Origin of the sequence: Rhizobium vallis, from assembly GCF_003985155.1 — a bacterium.
GTDB classification, from domain to species: Bacteria; Pseudomonadota; Alphaproteobacteria; order Rhizobiales; family Rhizobiaceae; genus Rhizobium; species Rhizobium vallis.
This window is the reverse complement of sequence record NZ_ML133689.1, coordinates 376,028-400,940: the sequence shown is the minus strand read 5'-3', so window position 1 is coordinate 400,940 and position 24,913 is coordinate 376,028. Positions and strand designations below refer to the sequence as shown.

Sequence of the window (24,913 nt, the reverse complement as noted above, 5' to 3'; positions counted from 1 at the left end):
AGCTGCCACCGCTCCCCGGCCGCGGCCTTGGGAGAGTTATTGGCCGCTATCGATGATCGATTGCATTTCCGACTGGGCGCTCGAAAACGCACCGTCGACATCGTCGCCGAAGATCGAGGCGTTGGTGAAGCTTGCCCAGGGGCCGTTGGCGCTGTTGATCAGATCGTTGAACTGCAGCGTGTAGGGTGTCTTGGCGACACTGATCGCCTTGAGGCCGACCTGCATGCGCGGGTCGAGACCGTCCAGCACCTTGTCGGCGATATCGCCGCGCGTCGGCAGGCTACCGTATTTTGCCATGATCTTCTGGCCGTCCATCGAATAGATATATTCGAGGAACTCCTTCACCGCGTCGATCTTCTTCGTGCCCTTGGTGATGACGAAATTGTCGCCGCCGGCAAAGGACGAAGGCTTGCCGTCGACACCGGGGATCAGGGTTACGCCGAAATTGATGTCGGGATGCTGGGTCACCAGCGTTCCGATGGCAAAGGCGCCGAGGCTTTGCTGGCCGATCTTGCCATTGGTGAAGCTCAGGAAGTTCGCACCGGTGTCGCTGGCCGCACCCGCCGGCACGAGGTCCTTCTTGACCATGTTGCGGTAGATGTCGACGGCCTTGCGCATCTGTGGCGTATCGAGCGTCGCCGTCTTGCTGTCGGCCGACAGGATGTCGGCGCCCCCACCCCAGACGAGCGGCGTGAAGGTGAAGATCATGCAGCCGCCGCAGCCACCGCCGGAGAAATAGAAGCCGTAAGTGTCATCACCCAATGCGCGGATCTTCTCCGCATTGGCGGTAATTTCGTCCCAGCTTGCCGGCGCCTTCTCCGGATCGAGACCGGCTTTCTTGTAGAGATCCTTGTTCCAGGCAAAGACTGAGGTTTCGACAGAGAGCGGCAGACCGTAGACCCGGTCCTGATAGGTGCCGAGGCGGACATGCGACGGCGAAAGCGAGTTGAAATAGGGCAGCGACTTCGCCCAGTCCGTCAGGTCTTCCAGCTGGCCTGCCGCGGCAAAGGCCGGGTTGTAGATCAGGTCCATCGACAGGGCGTCAGGCGCCTGCCCGCCGGCAATTGCCGTCGCATATTTCTGCACGAGCTCGGAGAACGGCACCTCGGTCACCACGACCTTGTTGTCATGGCCGGAATTATAGGCCTCGACCACCTTCTTGAAGGAGTCGCCAATCCCCGTGCGAACCCACATTTCGACATTCTCGGCGGCTGACGCAGCCGAAAACAGGCATAAGGTAGCGATGCTGGTCGCCGCCAATAGACGCTTGATCATGACACTCCTCCCGATATGGCGCATCTCCCTGCGCCTTTGCTCATTCCCTTATTCGCATTCCGTGGAGGGCTTACCCCCGCATGACTGCCGGACGATCAGCCGGCAGGGCAATTTCCTCACGCCCGGCTCGACCGGCCGGCCTTCCGCGAGCGCCAGCACCGTCAATCCGGCCTGCCGCCCGAGCTCCTTCAGCTCCATATCCACCGTCGTCAGCGGCGGCCGCGTCTGCGCCGCGACAATCTCCCAATTGTCGAAGCCGATGACCGAGACGTCCTGCGGCACCTTGACGCCGCGCTCGCGCAGCGCATCCGCCGCACCGCGGGCAATCTGGTCGTTGCCGCAGAAGATCGCGTCCGGTTTTTCTCCGGGCCGCTTCCAAAGCTCTTCGATTGCCTCATGGCCCCAGCTTTCCGACCAGACGCCGTAAAGCACCGGCTCACGGTGACCGGCCACCTGATGATAGGCGCCGGCACGCTCCCGCACCGAAAAGAAGTCCTCCGGCCCGGTGATGTGCGCAATCCGTCGCCGCCCGATCTTCATCAGCCATTCGACGGCCAGTCTCGCACCCTGTTCGTCGTCAGACCGGAAAGTGACGCTGTTCTGGGTTCCTTCCGTGAAGGCGTAAACGACAGGCACATGCAAATTCGACAGATCGACGGGTAAACGCCTGTCCAGGCGCTTGCCTGTTGCGATGATGCCGTCGACCTGCTTGTCCAGCATCGCATCGACATGGATCTGGGCGAGCGCCGGATCGTCTTCGATGGCGCACAGGAAAACCGAAACCCCGTGGTCGACGAGGGCATCTGAAATACCCGCCATCACAGGCAGCGTGAAACGTCCGTAGGTGTCATTCGTCAGCAGCCCGATCGTGAAGCTGCGCTTGCTGAGAAGACCCCTCGCCAGCGCATTCGGCCGATACCCGATTTCGCCGGCGATCCGCTTCACCCGCTCGCGCGTTTCCGCACCCATCCGGCCGGTGTCGTTGAGCGCCTTCGACGCCGTCGAAATGCTCACCCCGGCAGCCGACGCCACCTCATGGATGGTGATCCTGCCTCTCTTTCCTCCCGATATGTTCAGATCTTCCTCCATCCGAAGTGGCTTGAGAAAAGCTTTTACCAACCTTCGTGTCAAGTGAGAAAAGGTTTTCTCATGCAATTCGGGAATCGATGGAGGAGGTGCGGACGACAGCGAAGAAGGCGTGGGAAAAGACCGATGCGACTCGGTCGGAGCCGATGCCATCGTCATCGATCCCTCGAACCGGCGCGGATGATCATACGTCAGCGCGGGACGATCTTGTCAGGGCAAGGGAGATTTGCGCGAGCAAAACAGAACCGCCGTCAGAGCGTGTGACGGCGGTTCTGATTCACGGGTTCGAACCCAATCGAATATCGAAAGATCAGGCGACGTGCCTTGCGAGCGCGCAGCGCGACCAGAGCGAATGCAGGGCCTCGACCAGATGGGCGATATCGGCATCGGAATGCAGCGGCGTCGGCGTGATGCGCAGCCGCTCGGTCTTCTTTGGCACGGTGGGATAGTTGATCGGCTGAACGTAGACGCCGCAATTGTCGAGCAGCAGGTCGGAGATCCATTTGCACTTGGCGGCATCGCCGACCAGCACCGGCACGATATGGCTCGGATTGGGCATATGCGGAATGCCGTTCTGGTCGAGCAGCGCCCTGAGCTTGCGGACCCGGTCCTGGTGGCGGGCGCGCTCGAACTGGCTGACCTTCAGATGCTGGATCGAGGCGACCGCACCTGCGGCCAGCGCCGGCGGCAGTGCGGTGGTGAAGATGAAGCCGGAGGCGAACGAACGGATGAAATCGCAAAGCGCTGACGAAGCAGCGATATAGCCGCCCATCACCCCGAAAGCCTTGCCGAGCGTGCCTTCGATGATCGTCAGCCGGTCCATCAGCCCTTCGCGCTCGGCAATGCCGCCGCCGCGCGGGCCGTACATGCCGACGCCATGCACCTCGTCGAGATAGGTCATCGCGCCGTATTTGTCGGCGAGATCGCAGATCTCCTTGATCGGGGCGATATCGCCATCCATCGAATAGACGCTCTCGAAAGCAATCAGCTTCGGCGCCTTCGGATCGGCGGCCTTGAGCTTGGCTTCGAGATCGGCGACGTCATTGTGCTTCCAGATCACCTTGTCGCACTTGGCATAACGGATGCCCTCGATCATCGAGGCATGGTTCAGCGCATCGGAGAAGATGATGAGGCCGGGAATTCTGGCGCCGAGCGTGCCGAGTGCGGCCCAGTTGGACACATAGCCCGACGTGAAGATCAGCGCTGATTCCTTGCCATGCAGATCGGCGAGTTCACGCTCGAGCATGACGTGATGGTGGTTGGTGCCAGAAATATTCCGGGTGCCTCCCGCACCCGCGCCACAGTGATCGATGGCGTTCTTCATCGCCTCGATCACCTTCGGGTTCTGACCCATGCCGAGATAGTCGTTGGAGCACCAGACCGTGACTTCCTTTTCGCCATCGGCCGTATGGCGCGTCGCGCGCGGGAAGTTGCCGCGGTGACGTTCGAGATCGGCAAAAACGCGGTAACGGCCCTCGACACGAAGCCCGTCCAGCTCGTTTTTGAAAAATGCTTCGAAATCCATCATATGCTCCAGTATCACGCGGTCGTTCTTGCTGATCGAACATCCGCGCGTCAATGCTTACCCTTTGCTTTAACATCAACTGCGGCAAAAGGCCCAGATTTTTGAATGATTCCAGATAAAAAATATGCGCGCCGCGATCAATGAAACTGATCCGGCAGAATGCGGCGGAATTTGCCCAGCATGCGAAAGGCGACGACAGCCGTATCGCAAAAAATCAGCATAACGGATGGACAACCCTTTCTTCCGACATAGTTTTCGAGCTAGCCTGACAAAAAAACAAAGGGACGGCCTATGCCCATTGGGCGACAACCCAGGAGAAATGAAATGAAGAAAGCTGTCATACTCGCGTTGATCGGCCTGTCGATCGCAAGCTGTACGCCGACCCAGCAGGGTGCCGGCATCGGCGCAGCATCCGGCGCCGTGATCGGCGGAGCGGTCACCGGCAACGTTCGTGGCGCGGCGGTTGGCGCCGCTATCGGCGGCGTGTCCGGCGCCCTCATCGGCAGCGTCGCCGAACAGCCCGGCCAGTGCTACTATCGCGACCGCTACGGCCGCCGCTACATCGACACCTGCCCGCGCTGAGGGTGGTTGTAAACAGGCAAAATCATGAAATCCCGGACACAGGTCCGGGATTTTTTGTGCTAAATTAGCGCGTTGGCAATTTAAAATGGTACACCCCGCGCGTTTTTGCCGCTAAGCTGTTCACGGCTGGGCAACGAAGCTTCAATGTAGGCGTAAACCAAAAGCGGCGGATGCGGATCAGAGGGACAAGCCCGAAAACAGGTACTGCGTATCGGCGAACAGGCACCATGATGGTGGTCGCAGCGGCGGCTGCGTTCTCACCGGTCCTGATCGGCGATGCTTACGCCTTCAAGCTTTTCGGCATCACCATCTTCGGCAAAGACAAAGATGAAGGCGAACAGGTCCCCGATCCTGTGCGCTATCAGGTCGATCTTAAGACCGATACGGCCGATCCCGACCTCAAGGAAGCGCTGGAAAACAGTTCCCGTCTCGTCAGCGACCAGAAGCAGCCGGTCTCCGGTGATCTCGGCATTGTCGTCAAGGCGCGCGACGACCGTGAGCGGTTGATCGCCGCCTTGTATGAAAAGGCCCGCTATGGCGGCGTGGTCACGATCACCATCGACGGCAAGAACATCGACGACCTGCCGCCCAATCCGACGTTCGACCGGTCCGGACCGATTCCCGTCACCGTGACCGTCGCGCCCGGTCCGGTCTTCAAGGTCAACGAAGTGCAGTTCGGCGGCGACGCTGCAAACCACAATCCCGCCGATTACGATCTTGCCCCAGGCGCCGACGCCGGTTCGCTCGCCATCATCAAGGCCGGCGATAAAATAGTCGAGCAATTGAAGAGCGAAGGCCGTCCCTTCGCCAGACTGACCGAGCGCAAGGTCGTCGCCGATCACAAGAGCGATACCGTCGATATCGTGCTTGCTGCCGAGGGCGGACCCATCGCCCCGATCGGAGAAGTCGGCGTCACCGGCGAAAAGACCGTCAAACCTGGTTTCGTCAAGCGCTATTCCCGGCTGAACAAGGGCGAGGCCTACTCTCCGGAAGCGCTGAAGAAAGCCGGCGAGCGGCTTCGCGCCCTCGGCGTCTTTTCGAGCGTTACCATTCATCAGGGCGATGCGCTGGCGCCTGACGGCACCTTGCCGATGACGATCGAGGTTTCCGAAGGCAAGAGACGCTACTTCGGCGTCGGCGCGCAATATTCCACCACCGACGGCCTCGGCATCCAGGGCTATTGGGGCCACCGCAACCTGTTCGGCGAAGCCGAGACGCTGAGGATCGAGGGATCGGTCTCGCGGCTTGGCGAAACGACCGACGTCGGCAGCCTCGATTATTCGGCCGGCATTCTCTTCACCAAGCCCGGCGCCTTCTTCCCCGCCGCCACGCTGAAGGCCGGCATCGTCGCCAAGACCGAAAACCCGGATGCCTATAATGCGACGCTCATCACCGCCTCGCTCGGCCTTTCCTACGAACTGACCGACCAAGACACGGTCTCTGCGAGTGGCGAGGTCAGCTGGGAACGCGACGACGACGCCTTCGGCGAAAACGACTACCTCACAGTCACCCTGCCGATCCTATATGACCGCGACGCGCGCGACGACAAGTTCAACCCGACGGAAGGTTATCACGCGACCCTCTCGGCAAAGCCCGGCTACGAGATTTTCAACGCCACGCCCTATGCCGCTTTCCAGGGCTCGATCTCCGGCTATCTGCCGTTCGGCCAGGAAGACGGCGTGGTGCTGGCCGGCAAGGTTGCCGCCGGCGTCCTGATCGGCGGCGATGGCATCGACAGCATTCCCGCCACGCAGCGCTTCTTTGCCGGTGGCGGCGGCTCGGTGCGCGGTTACAGCTATCAGGAAATCTCTCCCTATAACGACAATGGCGATGCCACCGGCGGCCGCTCCTATATGACCGCTTCGCTGGAGGCGCGCATCAAGATCACCGATACGATCGGCATCGTGCCCTTCATCGATGTCGGCACGGTCTCGGACAGCACCTTTCCGGAATTTTCCGATATTCGTGCGGGCGCAGGTGCGGGAATACGGTATGCGACGCCTTTCGGCCCGCTGCGGCTTGATTTTGCCGTGCCGCTGAACAAGTACGAGAATGGCACAGATTATGGAATCTACGCCGGCATCGGCCAATCCTTCTAGGGTTGCCGATTCCGCTTTGTTTTCCGATCTGTGGGCCGTCATGAAAACGGGGTAATGTCCGCGCCGATGCAAACGCTGGCAAAAATCGTCAACTGGATCATACGGCTCACCGGCTATGCCGTGGGCGTCACTTTGATTCTCGCTGTCGCGGCACTTGCGATCTTCGGCTTCACCAGTTTTGGCGCCCGTATCGTCACGGAGAAGATCGCCTCCACGCTTTCCAATCGCGACATGACGATCACTGTGCACGAACCGGAAGGCCTGCTGACCGGCGGGCTTCGCGCCGCCGAAATCTCGCTTTCCGATACGAGGGGCGTCTTCGCCGAAATTCACGGCATTGCGATCGACTGGAACCCGCTTGCGCTGCTGACGGGGACCTTCCACGCTAAACGCTTCGAGATCGCTGCGATTGACGTTCTGCGCAAGCCGGTGCGCACTCTGCCCTCGCGGCCCGGAGCCGAAAATTCCGGCGGTTTCAGCCTTCCTATCAAGGTCGATGTAGACCGCATCGAGCTGCCCGACATCGAACTTGCCGCACCCTTTGCCGGGCGCGCCTTTACGCTGGCCGCCCAAGGAAACCTGTCGGCAAACAGCGACGGCGGCGAAGCTGTCGTCAATGTCAGCCGTCACGCGGTTCCCGATGCCCGGCTTGCCGCCGACATCGCCTATAGGCCCGCTGAAAACCGGCTGCGGCTGAAGGCTGACCTGTCTGAGCCGAAGGGCGGGCTGCTTGCCGGCTTTCTCGGCCTGCCCGACAGTCCCGCCGTCAATATCGATCTCGATGGAGAAGGGCCGATCTCCGACTGGAAAGGTAAGTTGCAGGCCGCCCTCGACGGGCAGCAGCGCGCCGCAATCGAAGGCCGGCATGCAATCACTGCGGACGGGCTCCACCATCTCGACCTCAAGGGCGGCGGCGACCTGAGTTCACTCCTTCCATCGGCATTCCGGCCGCTTTTTGCCGGCCAGACCAATATCGATCTCGCCGCCACCTTCGACAACCGTGGCAAGATTGATATCCAGACCGGCAATCTTGCCACCGGCAGCGTCGTGATCGCGGCTTCCGGCACGCTCGATCCGGCTGGTAACAATAGCCTGAACGCCAATCTGCTCGGCACGTCGGGCCCCGTCGATTTCCGCTGGCCTCTCGCCGAAGGCGAAGCGCGCTTCCTGATATCGGGGCTCAACCTGGCGCTAACAGGCGATGCGCACGCGGCCCGGCTGAACGTCAGCGGCTCACTCGACACCGCAACCCTTCCGCAGGCCGAGATCGGCAATGTCAAGCTGACGGCAAAGAGCGACGCCTTCAATCTCGCCGCCCGTTCCGGCAGCGTCCAACTGCGCCTCGTGGCCGGCGATATGACCTTTGCCGACCCGAATCTCAATCGCGCGGTCCAGGGTCCGGTCACGATCGCCGCACCACTGCAGATCTCGGCTGATGGCATCGGCTTCAACGGCACCACCATCGAAAGCGCCAATATCAGCGGCGGCCTCAATGGCTCCTATCGTTTGACGGACGCGGCGCTGACCGGCAACGTCAAGCTTGCCGTCCAGCCGGCAGCCCTGCCGGCCGCGGTGACGGACAAGTTCGATGGGCCGATCTCGCTCGAAAGCCAGGTCGTCGGCACCATCCCGTCGAAATTCGCACTTTCCAATATCGTCGTGAAATCAGCCACGCTCGAAGCCGCCGGCAATGTCGCGCTCGACGGCTCGGCGTTGAATGCCGATCTCTCCGGCCGGCTGCCCGATATCGGCAAACTCGTCGCGGGCACCAGTGGCGGCGCAGGCTACGCATTGAGGATCGGCGGAGAACTCCCGGCAATCTCGGTGACGGCCAATCTCAAGGCCGCCAGCCTCGAGATGGCCGACCGCGTGCTTACCAATCTCAATATCGACCTGTCGGGCCTCGCCGATCCCAAGGCGCCGCAGGGCAAGATCGCCGCCACCGGCACGATCGATGGCCAACCGATCGGCATCAACGGCGATATCCGATCCGAGAACGGCAAAACGAGCATTCCGGCGCTGAGCGCCGATATCGGCGGCAACCGGATGAGCGGCAATCTGGAACTCTCGCCGTCGCTGGAGCCGACAGGCGCGTTGACCTTCGATTTCCCCAATATCGGCCTGCTCGCCGCACTTGGCGGCCAGAAAGCTGAAGGCGATCTGAAAGGATCGCTCGGCGTCAGCAGCGACAGCGGTAAAATCGCGTTGAAGCTGCTTGCATCAGGCGGCGCGATCCGCCGCGACACGATTGCGATCGTCAAGCCGGATATCGATGTTACCGTCAGCGATCTTGGTGCGCTCGCGGCAAACGGCACGATCAAGGCGGAGGAGCTGAATGCCGGAACGAACAGACTGGCCGGCCTTTCGATCGGTTTTGCCAAGCAGCAGAACAATACCCGCTTCGATCTCGATGCCGCCTATGACGGCAATCCTGTGCTGGCAGCCGGCAATGTCGAAGCTGCAGGCGGCACAATCGACCTGAACCTCGATCGTTTCTCGGCAAGTCCCCGCGACATCCCGATCGAACTTGCCGCACCAACACGGGTCACGATCGGCGGAGGGAGCGCCAATCTGGACGGACTGACGCTGAAAACCGGTTCCGGTTCGGCAAGTGTCACCGGCTCGGCCGGCGAGACGCTGAAGCTCAATGCCGAGATCAAGGAGCTGCCGGCGGCACTCGCCAACGGTTTCGTCCCGAACCTGTCGGCAGGCGGCGCGATTTCGGGAACGGTTGTAGTCACGGGTACGCCCGCCGCCCCGGTGGCCGACTTCAAACTCGATTGGAAGGATGCGACGACGGGCCAGACCAAGGGCGCAGGCCTCGCGCCGCTCGGCATCACCGCAGGCGGCAAATTCGCCGACAACAGGCTCGATTTCGACACTGCGGTCAGCAGCGGTGATGGCCTCTCGCTCAAAGCAGCCGGCAATGTCGGGCTTGCCGATCCGAAGGCACCGATTGTTGATGTCAGGGCCGAGATCCTCAACCTGCCCGCCCGTATCGCCAATGGCTTTGTCCCCGACCTCGCCGCTGAAGGCACGGTAACGGGAAGAGTGGCGGCCGCCGGCTCCCTCGACGCGCTAACCGCTGATTTTGATCTCGATTGGAAGGGCGCCGCGACAAGCCACACCCGGCGCGCCGGCCTTGCCGATCTCGCCGTAAAGACCTCGGGAAGGTTCGCCGACAGCAAGCTTAATTTCGACGCGGGAATCGCCGGCGCCGATAATCTCTCATTAAAGGCAAACGGCAACGTCGCCGTGACGGGAACGACGATCGGCAACGTCAAGGTCGATGCAGCGCTGGTAAACATCCCGGCAAGCATCGCAAACAGCTTCGTTCCCGATCTCGCCGCCGAGGGTGTTATCTCGGGAAAGGTGTCGGCCAGCGGTTCTCTTTCCGCCCCAACCGCTGATTTCGATCTCGATTGGAAGAATGCTGGAACAAGCCATACAAGGCGCGTCGGTCTCGCCGATATCGCCGTGAAGGCCTCGGGAAAATTCGCCGATAACAAGCTCGATTTCGACACGGCCATATCAGGCGCACGCGACCTTTCGCTGAAAGCAACCGGCGACGTCGCCGTAACAGGCACGACGATCGGCAATGTCAAGGTCGACGCGGCGCTGACCAATGTTCCGGCAAGCATCGCAAACAGTTTCGTTCCGGATCTCGCCGCCGAAGGCGTGATCTCAGGGAAGCTCTCGGCCATGGGCACGCTTTCCGAGCCTGCTGCCAATTTCGACCTTAATTGGGAAAACGCTGCGGTAAGCCACACGAAGCGCGCCGGCCTTGCCGGCCTCGGCGTGAGCGCGTCAGGAAAATTCGCCGACTTCAAGCTGGATTTCAACGTCGCAGCCGGCGGCGACAAGGGGCTCTCGCTAAAGACCACGGGCAATGTCGCGCTTGCCGGCACGGCTATCGACGACATGAAGGTCGATGCCGAGATCGCCAATTTTCCGGCCAGCCTCGCAAACGCCTTCGTTCCGGATCTTGCCGCCGGCGGCACGATATCGGGCACCCTGTCCGCGGCTGGAAAACCCGCCGCACCGACAGCCGACTTCAAGCTCGACTGGAAGGATGCCGCAACCAGCCACACCAGAAGCGCTCACCTCTCGGGCCTCGCGCTTGCCGCATCGGGACGTTTCGCCGATAACCGGCTCGATTTCGATACCAATCTCGGGGGCGAGGGTGGCCTCGCGCTGAAAGCCGCCGGCAATGTCGTGATCGAGGGCACGTCGGTCCGCAATCTCGACGTCAAGGCCGATCTTGCCAATCTCCCCGCTGGTCTCGCCAACGGCTTCGTGCCGGGCCTCGCCGCGGAAGGCACGGTGTCGGGAACGGCATCCGCCTCCGGAGCGCTTCCGAAACCGGCCGTCAATTTCAAGCTCGACTGGAAGAACGCCGCAACCGCCCAGACGAGAAGCAGCGGCCTATCGGGCCTCAGCGCCGCAGCATCCGGCAAGTTTGCCAATGACAGGGTCGATTTCGACGCAAACCTTGCCGGCAAAGATGGTGTGCTGGCTAAGGCGACGGGCGGCGTAACGATTGCGGGAACCGCCATCCGTGATCTTTCGATCAATGCGGATATCCCGGCGCTGCCGGCAAATATTGCCAATGCCTTCGTTCCCGGCCTCGGTGCGGAAGGCATGCTTTCGGCAAACGCCGTCACCTCTGGCACGCCAACCAATCCGATCGTCGATTTCAAGCTCGACTGGAAGGACGCCGCGACCAGCCATACCAAGGCCGCCGGCATCCCCCGCCTCGCACTGGCGGCGACAGGAAAATATGCCGGCGACAGGCTGGATTTCGATGCCAACCTCACTGGCGGCGGCGGTATCGACCTGAAAGCCGCCGGCAATCTTGCCATCGCGGGCACGTCGATCCGCTCGGTCGACGTCACGGCGAACGCCACCAATGTTCCGGCTGGCATCGCCAATGGCTTTGTTCCCGGCCTTGGCGCCGAGGGCGCAGTTTCAGCGACCGTAAAGGCCACCGGCGCGCTGTCGGCGCCCTCCGTCGATTTCAAGGTCGACTGGAAGAACGCGGCGACGAGCCAAACGAAAGGCGCCGGTCTCGCGCCGTTCAGCATCGGCGCATCCGGCAAGCTTGCCGAAAACAGACTGACGGTCGATACCAACCTTGCCGGGGACGCCGGCATGTCGCTGAAAGGCGGGGGCAGCGTCGTGATCTCAGGCAATCGCGCCATCGACATGCACTTCAACGGCAATCTTCCCTTCGCCGTTCTCGGCGCACCGCTGGCGGAACAAGGCCTTGTCGCCGATGGTGTCGCCACCGTCGATCTGCGGATCGGAGGGACCGCTGCCGCCCCCGTCATCAATGGCACGGTTGCAACAAATGGCGCAAAGCTTGTCGATGTCCGGCGCAATCTTGCCGTCAACAATCTGGCGGCGATGGTGACCTTCAACGGCAGCCAGGCCGTGATCTCCCGCCTTAGCGGCAATATTGGCGGCGGCGGCACGATTTCGGCAAGCGGCACGGTCGGCATTCAGCCGGCCGGCGGTTTCCCCGCCGATATTTCGATCAAGCTCGACAAGGCGGTCTATGTCGACGGAACCCTCGTCGTCTCGACGGTGAGCGGAATGCTCGGCCTGCGCGGACCGATCATGAGTGCAACGCTGAACGGCAAGCTTCAGCTGGAAAAGACCTCGATCACGGTCCCGGAAAAACTGCCAACCTCGCTACGGGAAATCGACATCAGACATAAGAATGCGCCGCGGGCGGTGCTTGCGCAGTTGCGCGATGAGGGCGAGCGGAAGCCGGGCGAGAAATCCTCGGTGATGACTCTCGATCTCGAAATCGATGCACCCTCCCATATCTTCGTGCGCGGCCGCGGCATCGATGCCGAACTCGGAGGCCGCGTGACGATCCGTGGAACGGCGGCAGTCCCTGTTGTGACCGGCGGTTTCACCATGCGCCGCGGCCGGCTGACGATTCTCAACCGTCGCCTGGATTTCTCCGACAAGAGCAGGATCACCTTTGCCGGCGACCTGACGCCGGCACTCGACATGGAAGCGACGTCGGCTTCCGGCACGACGACGCTGACCGTCGATGTCGCGGGCCTTGCCACCGACCCATCGATCACCTTTTCTTCCTCGCCCCAGCTGCCGCAGGACGAGGTGCTGGCGCAATTGATCTTCGGCCAGTCGATGTCAAAACTCTCGCCGGTGCAGATCGCCCAGCTCGCCGACGCCGTCAGCCAGCTGGCCGGAAACCGCTCTACCTCGCTTTTCGAAGGCCTGCGCAACCAGCTCGGCGTTGACGACTTCGACGTCAGCACCGATTCCAAGGGCCAGACGAGCGTCAGCGTCGGTCGCTATCTCAACGACCGCACCTATTTCGAACTGCAGCAGGGTGGATCGGCGGGCGCTAAGGCCATCATCAATCTCGATGTCGGCCGCGGCGTCAAATTGCGGGGAGCAGCCGGCGGCAACGGAGCCGGCGAAGCGGGCATCATCTACGAGCGCGAGTATTGAACCGGGTTAACACATGTCGCCCGGAAGTATGCAGCGGTTCCGAGACAACGGCTTGTGTAAAACAAAGAGCTAAAGCGCGTCGCATAAATCAGGTTTGACGCGACGCGCTTTAGAACCCGGTCTTGCTCGTCTTCAGAAGAATGTTGGTTTCGGTCGAATTGATGCCGTTGATCAGCCGGATGCGGCGCAGCGTCTCGTCGAAGGAAGCGAGGTCGCGGTCCTCGAGTTCAGCGACGAAGTCCCATTTGCCGTTGGTGCTGTGGAGCGCGCGCACCTGCGGCAACCCCCGCAACTGATCGGCCACTCTGTCGGCGAGCTTGCCGAGCACTTCGATCATGACGATGGCGCGCACGCCGGCGGAGCGCGTCTCGTGACTGGTGCGGATGGTGAAGCCGACAATCGTGCCGCTGGCGACGAGCCGGTCGATACGGGCGGCAACCGTCGCCCGCGATGCGCCCGTCATCACCGCAAGCGAGGAGATGGAAATCCGGGCATTGTGGCGAAGCGCGCTCAGAAGTTCGGTGTCGAGATCGTCCACGCTGATCACTTTGTCAAAATAGCCTTATCAATCTGCGCAATCATAATCCATTTCTGGCACTTTTCCATCTTTTTGCCGCCAGAGCTTTATCCCACTATCGGCCGAAACAGGCCTCAACACGGAGCCCTCGACATGAATGCCCACTCGCGATCCGTCACCCTTATCGGCGCACCGTTGGAAGAAGGCTCCGGCCGCAGAGGCGCGGCCATGGGTCCTGCAGCGCTCCGTATTGCCGGCGTCGACCAGACTCTGATCGAGCTCGGCCATGACGTTGCCGATAACGGCGATCTCAGCATCGTGCCGGCCATGGACCTGCCCGTTCATTCGAAAGCCCACAATCTGAGGATCGTAGGCGCCTTCACGCGCGCGCTCGAAAGCAGTGTCTACGATGTCGCCGCTTCCGGCCGCTTCCCGCTGATTCTCGGCGGCGACCACAGCCTTTCCATGGGCAGCGTCTCCGGCATGGCCCGCTATGCCGCCAGCACAGGCCGCCCGCTCTTCGTGCTCTGGCTCGATGCCCATGCCGATTTCAACTCTCCTGCCACGTCGCCCTCCGGCAATATACACGGTATGCCCGTCGCCTTTTTCTGCGGCGAGGCCGAATTCGCCGAGATCCTGCCGAAGGACCGTCCGTTCGTCGACCCGAAGAATGTCTTCCAGGTTGGCATCCGTTCGGTCGATATACGCGAGCGCGAGGAAATCCACGAACACGGCGTCAATGTCTTCGATATGCGCGCGATCGACGAGCAGGGCATCGGCGCGATCATGCGCCATATCCTCGATGTCGTCGCCAAGGCGAACGGCCTGCTCCATGTCAGCCTCGACCTCGACTTCCTCGACCCCGAGATCGCCCCCGGCGTCGGCACGACGGTGCCCGGCGGGGCGACCTTCCGCGAGGCGCATCTGGTCATGGAAATGCTTTCCGACAGCGGCCTCGTTTCGTCGCTCGACCTGGTCGAGCTCAATCCGTTTCTCGACGATCGCGGCAAGAGCGCCCGCATCCTGGTGGAGCTGACGGCGAGCCTCTTCGGCCGCCGCATCTTCGATCGCCCGACACGCGCCGCATAGAGATAGAGGGGAGAAGGTCATGAACACTTCGGAAAAACTGATCGCCACCGAACAGCGGCTCGGCGCCCACAACTACAAGCCGCTCGACGTGGTGCTGACGCGTGGCGAAGGTGTTTATGTCTGGGATACGGACGGCAATCGTTATCTCGATTGCCTCTCGGCCTATTCCGCGGTCAATCAGGGCCATTGCCATCCAAAGATCCTCGCCGCCATGGTCGAGCAGGCGGGGAGATTGACGCTTACCTCCCGCGCCTTCCGCAACGATCAGCTCGCCTATCTCTACGAGGAGCTCGCGGCGCTTACCGGCTCGCACAAGATCCTGCCGATGAACTCCGGCGCCGAGGCCGTCGAGACCGCCATCAAGGCGGTCCGCAAATGGGGCTACGAGGTCAAGGGGGTGCCGGAAGGCAAGGCGGAGATCATCGTCTGCGCCGATAATTTCCACGGCCGCACGCTGAGCATCGTCAGCTTCTCCACAGATCCCGATGCCCGCACCGGCTTCGGCCCCTATACGCCGGGCTTCCGCACCGTTCCTTTCGGCGATGCCGAGGCATTCGAGGCTGCGATCAACGGCAATACGGTGGCCGCCCTGATCGAGCCGATCCAGGGGGAAGCCGGCGTTATCATCCCGCCGCCCGGTTATTTCACCCGAATCCGCGAACTCTGCACTGATAACAACGTCACGCTCATCCTCGACGAGATCCAGACAGGCCTCGGCCGCACCGGCAAGCTTCTGGCGGAAGAACATGAAGGCATCGAGGCCGATGTGACGCTAATCGGCAAGGCACTGTCCGGCGGCTTCTATCCCGTATCGGCGGTGCTTTCGAATTCCGAGGTTCTGGGCGTGCTGAAGCCCGGCCAGCACGGCTCCACCTTCGGCGGCAATCCGCTCGCCTGCGCGGTGGCGCGCACGGCGCTCAAGGTGCTCGTGGAAGAAGGGATGATCGAGAACGCCGCTGTCATGGGCGATTACTTTCTCGAAGGCCTGAGGTCGATCCGCTCGAATATCGTCCGGGATGTACGCGGCCGCGGCCTGATGATGGCGATCGAACTGGAGCCCGAAGCCGGTGGCGCGCGGCAATATTGCCATGCGCTGAAGGAGCGCGGCCTTCTCGCCAAGGATACCCACGACCACACGATTCGCCTCGCTCCGCCATTGGTCATAACAAGACAGCAGGTCGATTGGGCGGTCTCCGAGATCGAGAAGACAATCAGCTGAATAAATCGGGGCCGAAAACCTTCGCAATCCCGTTCCCGATTTAGATTTGGGCAACACTCTTCCGCTAATGTCGTCGCTAACCGTAACGATGCTTCGCCAAGCGCAAAGCCATCGCGTGGTATGAAGGCAAAGCTTGTCGGCGCCAATGGTGGCGCACCCGCTTCTGCCCTGGCTTACGACAGTTGGGAAGAATTCTAATGGCCACGATCAATTCCACTAGCTTCAGCGGCGATACGCTCGAGATCATTGCCTTCCGCCTGCATGACCAGGAATTCTGCGTCAAGACCACGACCATCCGCGAAATCCGCGGCTGGGCGCCGTCGACGCCAATCCCGCATGCCCCGGCCGATGTCATCGGTGTCATGAACCTGCGCGGCTCGGTCATCCCGATCATCGATCTCGCCTACAAGCTCGGCATGAAGAGCACCGTCGCCAACGAGCGCAGCGCCATCGTCGTTGCCGAAGTTCACAGCATGGTCATCGGCATGCTCGTCGATCGCGTCTCGGACATTCTGACCATCTCCTCCAGCCAGGTCCAGCCCGTGCCTGAGGTGACCGCCTCCTTCGACCGCGCTTATTGCGAAGGCATCATCGCTTCGGAAAATGGCATGATCTGCTTCCTGAATCTTGCCAAGATGTTCAAGGAAAACGAGACGGACGAACTGGCGGCCTGATCCGATACTGGTTTGAATTTCGAAAAACCGCCTTCGGGCGGTTTTTTATTGTCGCGTTACACGCCTCTTACTTGCCAATCTTCACTTTTTTCAACAATCGCGAATATAAGCGATGTCTTTTATATAAAAAATTAACCACCAGCCTATCAACATGATTGCGAAGCATGAGGGTGACACGCCTTCTGGTAGGCAGGATATGACAAACGATTGACGGTTTGTATCCGAGCGCCGACGTTCCTCGCCCGAATTGCTTCGAGAAGACCGAAGCAGCGAACGCTCAACATTTCAGAGGGACAGGAAATGTTTAGTCTATCTTCCAATTCGAAATACATTCTTGACGCCATCTCCAGATCGCAGGCGATCATCGAATTCGATCTCAAGGGAAACATCCTGACGGCGAACGAGAATTTCTGCAAAGCGCTTGGTTACAACCTGAGCGAGATCATCGGCAAGCATCACAGTATGTTTTGCGAGCCGGCCTATACGGCGACCGGGGAATATCGTGAATTCTGGGCGCGCCTCGGACGCGGCGAATATGACGCCGGCTCCTATAAGCGCTTTGCCAAGGGCAGCAGGGAAATATGGATCCAGGCGTCCTACAATCCGGTATTCAAGGGCGGAAAAGCGTTCAAGGTCGTCAAATTTGCGGCCGACATTACCGCCGCGAAAAAGAAGGCGGTCGAGGATTCCGGCAAGCTGGAGGCGATCTCGCGCTCGCAGGCGGTCATCGAATTTTCCCCAACAGGCGAGATCCTGACTGCAAACGAGAATTTCTGCGGTGCCATGGGATATTCACTCGCCGAGATCACCGGCAGGCACCACAGCATGTTCTGCGATCCTGCCTACGCCAAGACCGAGGACTACGCCAACTTCTGGAAGCGGCTGGCGCGAGGAGAATTCATCGCCAACGAATTTGTCCGGTTCGGCAAGGGCGGCCGGCAAATCTGGATCCAGGCGGCCTATAACCCGATCCTCGATGCCGACGGCAAGGTTTACAAGGTCGTGAAATTTGCAACGGATGTGACGGAGCGCATGAGCGCCATTTCGATGCTCGGCACGGCGCTCCGCCTTCTCTCCGAAGGCGATCTGACAAGGACGGTGGATACGCCCTTTGTCCCGTCGATGGAACAGCTGCGTCACGATTTCAATACCGCCGTCAACGGCCTTGCCGAGACGATGAGGACGATCGGCGAGAACGCCGGCGCGATCGCCACCGGCTCGAACGAGATCGGCGCGTCGGCAGATTCCTTCTCCAAGCGGACGGAACAGCAGGCCGCGTCGATTGAAGAGACGGCAGCCGCACTGGAAGAGATCACCACGACGGTCAACGATTCCAGCCGCCGGGCCGGCGAAGCGGGCCGCCTTGTCGCCAAAACCAAGCAGGGCGCAGAGCATTCCGGCACCGTGGTCCGCAATGCGGTCGCCGCCATGGATCAGATCGAACAGTCCTCGCGTGAAATCAACAACATCATCGGCGTCATCGACGACATCGCCTTCCAGACCAACCTCCTGGCGCTGAATGCCGGCGTCGAGGCGGCGCGCGCCGGCGAGGCCGGCAAGGGCTTTGCGGTCGTCGCCCAGGAGGTTCGCGAACTCGCGCAACGCTCCGCCAAGGCCGCCAAGGAGATCAAGGCGCTGATCAACACGTCGAGCGATCTCGTCAAGAACGGCGTCGGCCTCGTCGGCGAAACCGGCAGGGCGCTCGAGGAGATCGTTGCGCAGGTCGGCGATATCAACGTCAATGTCGAGGCGATTGTCGAAGCGTCGAAAGAACAGGCAACCGGGCTCAAGGAAATCAATCAGGCGGTCAACACGCTTGATCAGGCAACCCAGCAGAATGCTGCGATGGTCGAGGAGAGTACGGCCGCCAGCCACAGCCTTGCCAGAGAAGCCGAAACGCTGCGTGTGCTGCTGGCGAGGTTCCGCCTGCCGGGCGCAGCTGCCGCCCCGGTGAGGCAGCAGGCAAGCTCGCCGGCGCTGCATCTCGTTTCGCGGGTCGCAGGCGCGCGGGGTGCTGCTGCGGCCAATACCGAGAGCTGGCAAGAATTCTGATTTACCTCTCCCCAGCTATACCTACCGTTCAAAGCGCGCCGCGTGAAACCACACGGCGCGCTTTGATCGCTTCTTCGAGCAGCGCCAAGGTTGTCGTATGTGCACGCAGCGCGGCGCTGCCCGCCCTCCCGCATGACGCCTATGGTTGGTTAGCGGAGCTGGCTTGCCTCCGCTTCCGGTTTGCGGATCAGGGGAGCCGCCTGAAGCACGAGCGCATCCAGGCCGTTTTCGTCTTTTTCCAGAATTTCGAACAATTGCCGCCGCATGCGCGGCTCCCAGAATTTGTTGATGTGGGTGGCAACGCCTTCTACAGCCTCGCTGGCCGGCTGGCTCTTGAAGAAGGTGGCGATCTGGTTCGCCATATAGACGAGCTTGGTCTTGGTATCATGCGACATCGGCGATGCTTCCGGGCGAGATGCGATGTGGGTGGGTGAAAATCTCGAAATCCTCGCCGCGCACCAGCGCGACGAGCGTCATGCCGGCCTGTTCGGCCGTACGGATGGCGAGTGCGGTCGGCGCTGAAATGGCGATGAGCACGGGGGTGCCGAGAATTGCCGCCTTCTGCACCATTTCGACGGAAAGCCTGCTCGTCACGACGACGGCGCCATCCCCGCCTTTCCAGCCGGAGCGAATGACCGCGCCGCAGAGCTTATCCAATGCATTATGCCGGCCGACATCTTCGCGCACGGCGACAAGCCCCGTGGCTGGAAGATAGAACCCGGCGCCATGAACCGCTCGGGTCTCCCGATGCAACGGCTGCGCCTCGTTCAGAAGCGAAACAGCCCGCACAATATCCGCATGCGACAGCATCAGCGGCGATAGCGAGACATCAGGTACCGGCCGCACCGCCTGCTCGATCGATTCGATGCCGCAGAGCCCGCAGCCGACGGGCCCCGCCATGCTGCGGCGCCGTGCCCGCAGCCGATCGGCGACATCATCGACGAGGCTCACCTGCACATCGATACCCTGTTCACCCTCGACAATCCCGATATCGGCGATCTCCGCCGGCGCGCTGATGATCCCCTCGGTCAGGCTGAAGCCAATGGCGAAATCTTCAAGATCCGCAGGCGTCGCCATCATCACCGCATGCGAACTCCCGCCATAGGAAAAGGCGATTGGCACTTCCTCGGGCACGATGCGCGAACCGGCCTGCAGGATGCCATTGCGGCGGGCGGTTTCGGCAGCGCGGGCGGTGATCGTGAAGGTCATGATCCATGCTCTCCCCTGCCAGGCCGCCCCAGCATTGTCACTCCGCCGCCTCCAGCTTGCCGGCGATGCGACGCGATTGCCGCGCCTGCTCGTCATATTCGCGCTGCCAGCCGGTCGGCCCGTTAGAGGGCGAGACCTGCACCGCCGTCACCTTATACTCAGGGCAGTTCGTCGCCCAGTCGGAGTAGTCGGTGGTGATGACGTTCGCCTGCGTGCTTGGATGATGGAAAGTCGTATAGACGACGCCAGGCGCGACGCGATCGGTGATCAGAGCCCGGAGCGTGGTGTCGCCGGAGCGGCTGACGAGCTTCACCCAGTCGCCGTCGCGAATGCCGCGCTGCTCGGCATCGTGCGCATGGATTTCCAGCCGGTCTTCCGGATGCCAGGCGACATTCTCGGTCCGTCGCGTCTGTGCCCCGACATTGTAGTGGCTGAGGATGCGCCCGGTGGTGAGAAGCAGCGGGAAGCGCGGACCGGTGCGCTCGTCGGTCGCCACATATTCGGTGCGGATGAACTTGCCCTTGCCGCGCACGAAGCCGTTCACATGCATGATCGGCGAGCCGAGCGGATTCTTTTCGTTACAGGGCCACTGCACCGATCCCATCTTTTCGAGATAGTCGTAGGAAACAAGCGCGAAACTCGGTGTCGTCGCGGCGATCTCGTCCATGATCTCGGAGGGGTGCGCATAATTCCAGTCGAGCCCCATCGCCTGGGCGAGCTTCTGAGTCACCTCCCAGTCGCCATAGCCGTTGCGCGGCGACATCACCTTGCGCACGCGGTTGATACGCCGCTCGGCATTGGTGAAGGTGCCGTCCTTCTCGAGGAAGGTCGAGCCCGGCAGGAAGACATGGGCGTAATTGGCGGTCTCGTTGAGGAAGAGGTCCTGCACGACGACGCATTCCATGGCCGCAAGACCGGCTGCGACGTGTTTGGTATCAGGATCTGACTGGAGGATATCTTCCCCCTGGATGTAGAGGCCTTTGAACGAGCCGTCGACGGCCGCATCCAGCATGTTCGGAATGCGCAGGCCCGGCTCGTTGTTGAGCTTCACGCCCCAGAGCTTTTCGAAGATATCACGTGTCGCATCGTCGGAAATGTGCCGGTAACCCGGCAGTTCGTGCGGGAACGAGCCCATGTCGCAGGAGCCCTGCACGTTGTTCTGGCCGCGCAGCGGGTTCACGCCCACACCCGGGCGGCCGATATTGCCGGTCGCCATCGCGAGGTTGGCAATCGCCATGACGGTGGTCGAGCCCTGACTGTGTTCGGTGACCCCGAGGCCGTAATAGATCGCGCCATTGCCGCCCTTGGCGTAGAGCCTCGCCGCACCGCGCAGATCCGCCGCCGGTACGCCGGTGAACATCTCGGTCTGCTCGGGGCTGTGCTGAGGCTCGGCGACGAAGGCCGCCCAGTCCTCGAACTCCGACCAGTCGCAGCGCTCGCGGATGAACTTCTCGTCGAAAAGTCCTTCGGTGACGATGACATGCGCCAGCGCCGTCATGACGGCGACATTGGTGCCCGGCTTCAGCGGCAGGTGGTAGGAGGCCTCGACATGTGGCGAGCGGACGATGTCGGTGCGGCGCGGATCGATGACGATGAGCTTGGCGCCCTGGCGCAGCCGCTTCTTCAGCCGCGAGCCGAACACCGGATGCCCGTCCGTCGGATTGGCGCCGATGATGACGACGACATCTGAATGCTCGACGCTGTCGAAATCCTGCGTGCCCGCCGACGTGCCGAACGCCTGGCCGAGGCCGTAACCGGTCGGTGAATGGCAGACGCGGGCGCAGGTATCGACATTGTTGTTGCCGAAACCGGCACGGACCAGCTTTTGTACCAGATAGGTTTCCTCATTGGTGCAGCGTGAGGAGGTGATGCCGCCGACGGCCTCACGGCCGTATTGATACTGGATGCGGCGGAATTCCGATGCCACATGCGCAAAGGCTTCGTCCCAGCTCACCTCCCGCCAGGGATCGCTGACCTTTTCGCGGATCATCGGATTGAGAATGCGGTCCTTATGGGTGGAATAGCCATAGGCGAAACGGCCCTTGACGCAGGAATGCCCGCGATTGGCCTGGCCGTCCTTCCACGGCACCATGCGCACCAGTTCCTCGCCGCGCATCTCTGCCTTGAAGGAGCAGCCGACGCCGCAATAGGCGCAGGTGGTGACGGCAGAATGCTCCGGCTGGCCGATCTGGATGACCGACTTCTCCGTCAGTGTCGCCGTCGGGCAGGCCTGCACGCAGGCGCCGCAGGAAACGCATTCGGAATCGATGAACTGCTCGTGCATGCCTGATGAAACGCGCGAGCCGAAGCCTCGTCCCTCGATCGTCAGCGCGAATGTGCCCTGCACTTCCTCGCAGGCGCGCACGCAGAGCGAACAGACGATGCACTTGGAGGGATCATAGGTGAAATAGGGATTGGACTCGTCCTTTGGCATCCATTTCAGATTGATGTCGCCGCTATTGCGGGCCTTGACGTGATTGTCGCCCTCATAGCCGTAGCGCACGTCGCGCAGGCCGACGGCGCCCGCCATGTCCTGCAATTGGCAATCGCCGTTGGCAGCACAGGTGAGACAGTCGAGCGGATGGTCGGAGATATAAAGCTCCATCACGCCGCGGCGGATATCCTTGAGCCGCCCCGTCTGCGTGTGCACCACCATGTTTGCCGCCACCGGCGTCGTGCAGGAGGCAGGCGTGCCGGCGCGGCCCTCGATCTCGACGAGACAGAGCCGGCAGGAGCCGAAGGCATCGACCATGTCGGTAGCGCAGAGCTTCGGCACCTCAATGCCGGCCTCCATCGAGGCGCGCATGATGGAGGTTCCCTCCGGCACACTGATCTGCTGCCCGTCGATGGTGAGCGTCACCATGGTCTCGGATTTCGAAGCGGGAGTACCGTAGTCGATTTCATGGATGAGAGACATGGTCGGCCTCCTGTATGGAAATGGAATTGAGCAAGTCAGACCAGAAGGATGTCATTCGGCGGCCTCCACGATCGGCGCCGGAGAAAAATCCTCCGGGAAATGCGTCATGGCGCTCACAACGGGATAGGGCGTGAAACCGCCCAGCGCGCAGAGCGAGCCGAACTTCATCGTGTTGCAGAGATCGGCAAGCAGCACTCGGTTCTTCTCCGGCTCGATGCCTTGGGCAATCTTGTCCACCGTCTCCACCCCGCGCGTCGATCCGATACGGCAGGGAGTACACTTGCCACAGCTTTCGACGGCGCAGAATTCCATGGCGAAGCGCGCCTGCTTCAGCATGTCGGCGGTGTCATCGAAGACGACGAGGCCGGCATGACCGATGAGCCCGTCTTTGGCGGCGAAAGCCTCGTAGTCGAATGGCGTGTCAAACAGCGCCCGCGGGAAATAGGCGCCGAGCGGCCCGCCGACCTGCACGGCCTTGACCGGCCGGCCTGTCGCCGTGCCGCCGCCGATCCTGTCGACGATATCGCCGAGCGAAAGACCGAAAGCGGTTTCATAAAGCCCGCCGTAGCGGACATTGCCGGCAATCTGCAGCGGGATCGTGCCGCGCGAGCGGCCCATGCCGAAATCACGGTAGAAGGCGGCGCCCTTTTCCATGATGACGGGGACGGAGGCGAGCGAGATCACGTTATTGATGACGGTCGGACAGTCAAACAGTCCCTTATGCGCCGGCAAGGGAGGCTTGGCGCGCACGATGCCGCGCTTGCCTTCGAGGCTATTCAGCAGCGCCGTCTCTTCGCCGCACACATAGGCCCCGGCGCCGGTGCGGACCTCCATATCGAAGGCGCGGCCCGAGCCGAGTACCGATAGGCCGAGAATACCGGCCTGCCGGGCGATGCCGATCGCCGCCGTCATCGCCGCGATCGCATGCGGATATTCCGAACGTGTATAGACGAAGCCCTTGGTCGCTCCGGTCGCGAGCCCTGCGATCGCCATGCCCTCGATCAGTACGAAGGGATCGCCTTCCATGATCATTCTGTCGGCAAAGGTGCCGCTGTCGCCCTCATCGGCATTGCAGACGATATATTTGCGGTCACCGGCAGCATCGAGAACGGTTTTCCATTTGATGCCCGTCGGGAAGCCTGCGCCACCGCGTCCGCGCAGGCCGGAATCGGTGACTTCCTTGACGACTTCGGCTGGCGTCATCGAAACCGCCCGGCGAAGGCCGGCAAGGCCGCCATGCGCCTCATAGTCCACGAGCGATAGCGGATCGGTGACGCCGCAGCGGGCGAAGGTCAGGCGGGTCTGCTCCTTCAGGAACGGGAGGTCTTCAACCTCCCCGAGACAGAGTGGATGGCCGCCGCCGCTCATCATCCCGGCATCGAACAAGGCGGGCACGTCCCCGGCCTTCACCGGACCGTAGCCGATGCGCTTGCCGGCAACCTCGACTTCAACAAGCGGCTCCAGCCAGAACATTCCGCGCGAGCCGTTGCGCACGATCTGAGCATCGAAGCCGCGGGCGGCGATCTCCTGGGCAATCGCCTTTGCCACCTTTTCGGCTCCGAGCGCCAGCGCAGCGGCGTCGCGCGGAACATAAATCTTGATCGTCATCGGCGTGCCTCCGCGACGAGTTCTGCTGCAAGCTGATCATCGACCCGGCCATAAACCTCGCCGTCTAGCATCGCCGACGGGGCGCAGGCGCAAAGCCCGAGACAGTAGACCGGCTCCAGCGTCACGCTGCCGTCGAGCGACGTTTGATGAAAATCGATGCCGAGCAGCTTCTTGACGCGCTCGGCAACCGCATCGCCACCCATCGACTGGCAGGCCTCGGCGCGACAGAGCTTCAGCACATGGCGCCCGGCGGGATGGTCGCGATAATCGTGATAGAAAGTCATCACGCCATGCACTTCGGCACGCGAAAGGTTCAATTCCTCTGCGATCACCGGCAGGGCTTCCTGCGGCACATAGCCGAATTCTTCCTGAACCCCGTGCAAAATGGGAAGCAGCGGCCCTTCAAGGAAGCGCAGATCGGCCACAATGGCACGAGTGCGCGTTGCAATATCGCCTTCGGCGATATGAATGGTCATAAGGCAGCCCTCCCGACGGCTTGCACGTTGCGGAATGGCGGACCTCCCCAGCCGAGTGCTATTCCTCGAGGAAGCATCGCAAGGAAGCCGCCGACG

At 61.7% G+C, this 24,913-nt stretch carries 16 protein-coding genes; 7 read left to right on the top strand and 9 right to left on the bottom strand.

Going from position 1 to position 24,913, the window contains the following annotated elements:
• Positions 1–36: 36 nt before the first annotated feature.
• The 3 genes from EFQ99_RS15025 to hemA all read right to left on the bottom strand — a co-directional run bounded on the left by EFQ99_RS15025 (position 37) and on the right by hemA (position 3,886).
• A complete protein-coding gene (locus tag EFQ99_RS15025) occupies positions 37–1,275 on the bottom strand; it encodes an ABC transporter substrate-binding protein (protein ID WP_126921798.1) in 1,239 nt (412 codons plus the stop codon).
• A gap of 48 nt (positions 1,276–1,323) precedes the next feature.
• Positions 1,324–2,364, bottom strand: coding sequence for a LacI family DNA-binding transcriptional regulator (locus EFQ99_RS15020; protein WP_126921797.1), 1,041 nt, complete (start codon positions 2,362–2,364; stop codon positions 1,324–1,326).
• A gap of 307 nt (positions 2,365–2,671) precedes the next feature.
• Positions 2,672–3,886, bottom strand: a complete 1,215-nt coding sequence (gene hemA / locus EFQ99_RS15015; RefSeq protein ID WP_126921897.1) for a 5-aminolevulinate synthase — start codon at positions 3,884–3,886, stop codon at positions 2,672–2,674.
• A 324-nt stretch (positions 3,887–4,210) separates the two neighbouring features.
• On the opposite strand from hemA, the gene EFQ99_RS15010 reads away from it, so the two are divergent.
• The 3 genes from EFQ99_RS15010 to EFQ99_RS15000 all read left to right on the top strand — a co-directional run bounded on the left by EFQ99_RS15010 (position 4,211) and on the right by EFQ99_RS15000 (position 13,056).
• On the top strand, positions 4,211–4,468 hold the full coding sequence (locus tag EFQ99_RS15010; RefSeq protein ID WP_003582726.1) for a YMGG-like glycine zipper-containing protein: 258 nt from the start codon (positions 4,211–4,213) through the stop codon (positions 4,466–4,468).
• Between the two features lie 170 nt (positions 4,469–4,638).
• Positions 4,639–6,567 carry an autotransporter assembly complex protein TamA gene (locus EFQ99_RS15005; protein WP_208722760.1) on the top strand — a complete coding sequence of 643 codons (1,929 nt, stop codon included), beginning with the start codon at positions 4,639–4,641 and terminating at the stop codon, positions 6,565–6,567.
• Positions 6,568–6,633: 66 nt separating this feature from the next.
• Positions 6,634–13,056 carry a translocation/assembly module TamB domain-containing protein gene (locus EFQ99_RS15000; protein WP_126921895.1) on the top strand — a complete coding sequence of 2,141 codons (6,423 nt, stop codon included), beginning with the start codon at positions 6,634–6,636 and terminating at the stop codon, positions 13,054–13,056.
• A 109-nt stretch (positions 13,057–13,165) separates the two neighbouring features.
• On the opposite strand, the gene EFQ99_RS14995 is transcribed toward EFQ99_RS15000, so the two are convergent.
• Entirely contained in the window at positions 13,166–13,603 is a 438-nt protein-coding gene (locus EFQ99_RS14995) for an Lrp/AsnC family transcriptional regulator (RefSeq protein ID WP_208722759.1), read from the bottom strand.
• Positions 13,604–13,726: 123 nt separating this feature from the next.
• Between EFQ99_RS14995 and rocF the strand changes: the two genes are divergently transcribed.
• The 4 genes from rocF (at position 13,727) to EFQ99_RS14975 (ending at position 18,607) form a co-directional block, all read left to right on the top strand.
• Positions 13,727–14,662 carry an arginase gene (gene rocF, locus EFQ99_RS14990; RefSeq protein ID WP_126921795.1) on the top strand — a complete coding sequence of 312 codons (936 nt, stop codon included), beginning with the start codon at positions 13,727–13,729 and terminating at the stop codon, positions 14,660–14,662.
• A 19-nt stretch (positions 14,663–14,681) separates the two neighbouring features.
• The gene (gene rocD / locus EFQ99_RS14985; protein WP_126921794.1) at positions 14,682–15,881 is read left to right on the top strand and encodes an ornithine--oxo-acid transaminase; all 1,200 of its coding nucleotides are present in this window, start codon (positions 14,682–14,684) and stop codon (positions 15,879–15,881) included.
• 197 nt (positions 15,882–16,078) lie between these two features.
• A complete protein-coding gene (locus EFQ99_RS14980) occupies positions 16,079–16,555 on the top strand; it encodes a chemotaxis protein CheW (RefSeq protein WP_007632607.1) in 477 nt (158 codons plus the stop codon).
• A 300-nt stretch (positions 16,556–16,855) separates the two neighbouring features.
• On the top strand, positions 16,856–18,607 hold the full coding sequence (locus tag EFQ99_RS14975) for a methyl-accepting chemotaxis protein (RefSeq protein WP_126921793.1): 1,752 nt from the start codon (positions 16,856–16,858) through the stop codon (positions 18,605–18,607).
• A 149-nt stretch (positions 18,608–18,756) separates the two neighbouring features.
• Here the strand turns inward: EFQ99_RS14975 and EFQ99_RS14970 are convergent, their stop codons facing one another.
• From EFQ99_RS14970 to EFQ99_RS14950, 5 genes are read right to left on the bottom strand one after another with little or no spacing between them, the layout of a single operon-like run.
• Positions 18,757–19,002, bottom strand: a complete 246-nt coding sequence (locus tag EFQ99_RS14970) for a formate dehydrogenase subunit delta (RefSeq protein ID WP_126921792.1) — start codon at positions 19,000–19,002, stop codon at positions 18,757–18,759.
• Positions 18,992–19,816: a formate dehydrogenase accessory sulfurtransferase FdhD gene (gene fdhD, locus EFQ99_RS14965; protein WP_126921791.1), complete on the bottom strand. Its 825-nt coding sequence runs from the start codon at positions 19,814–19,816 to the stop codon at positions 18,992–18,994. Before fdhD ends, EFQ99_RS14970 begins: the two co-directional genes overlap by 11 nt.
• Positions 19,817–19,853: 37 nt before the next feature.
• A complete protein-coding gene (gene fdhF / locus EFQ99_RS14960; RefSeq protein WP_126921790.1) occupies positions 19,854–22,733 on the bottom strand; it encodes a formate dehydrogenase subunit alpha in 2,880 nt (959 codons plus the stop codon).
• Between the two features lie 51 nt (positions 22,734–22,784).
• Complete coding sequence (locus EFQ99_RS14955) at positions 22,785–24,341, bottom strand: formate dehydrogenase beta subunit (RefSeq protein ID WP_126921789.1); 1,557 nt, start codon at positions 24,339–24,341, stop codon at positions 22,785–22,787.
• Positions 24,338–24,817 carry a formate dehydrogenase subunit gamma gene (locus tag EFQ99_RS14950; RefSeq protein ID WP_126921788.1) on the bottom strand — a complete coding sequence of 160 codons (480 nt, stop codon included), beginning with the start codon at positions 24,815–24,817 and terminating at the stop codon, positions 24,338–24,340. The genes EFQ99_RS14955 and EFQ99_RS14950 overlap by 4 nt, the downstream gene beginning before the upstream one ends.
• Between the last annotated feature and the right edge of the window lie 96 nt (positions 24,818–24,913).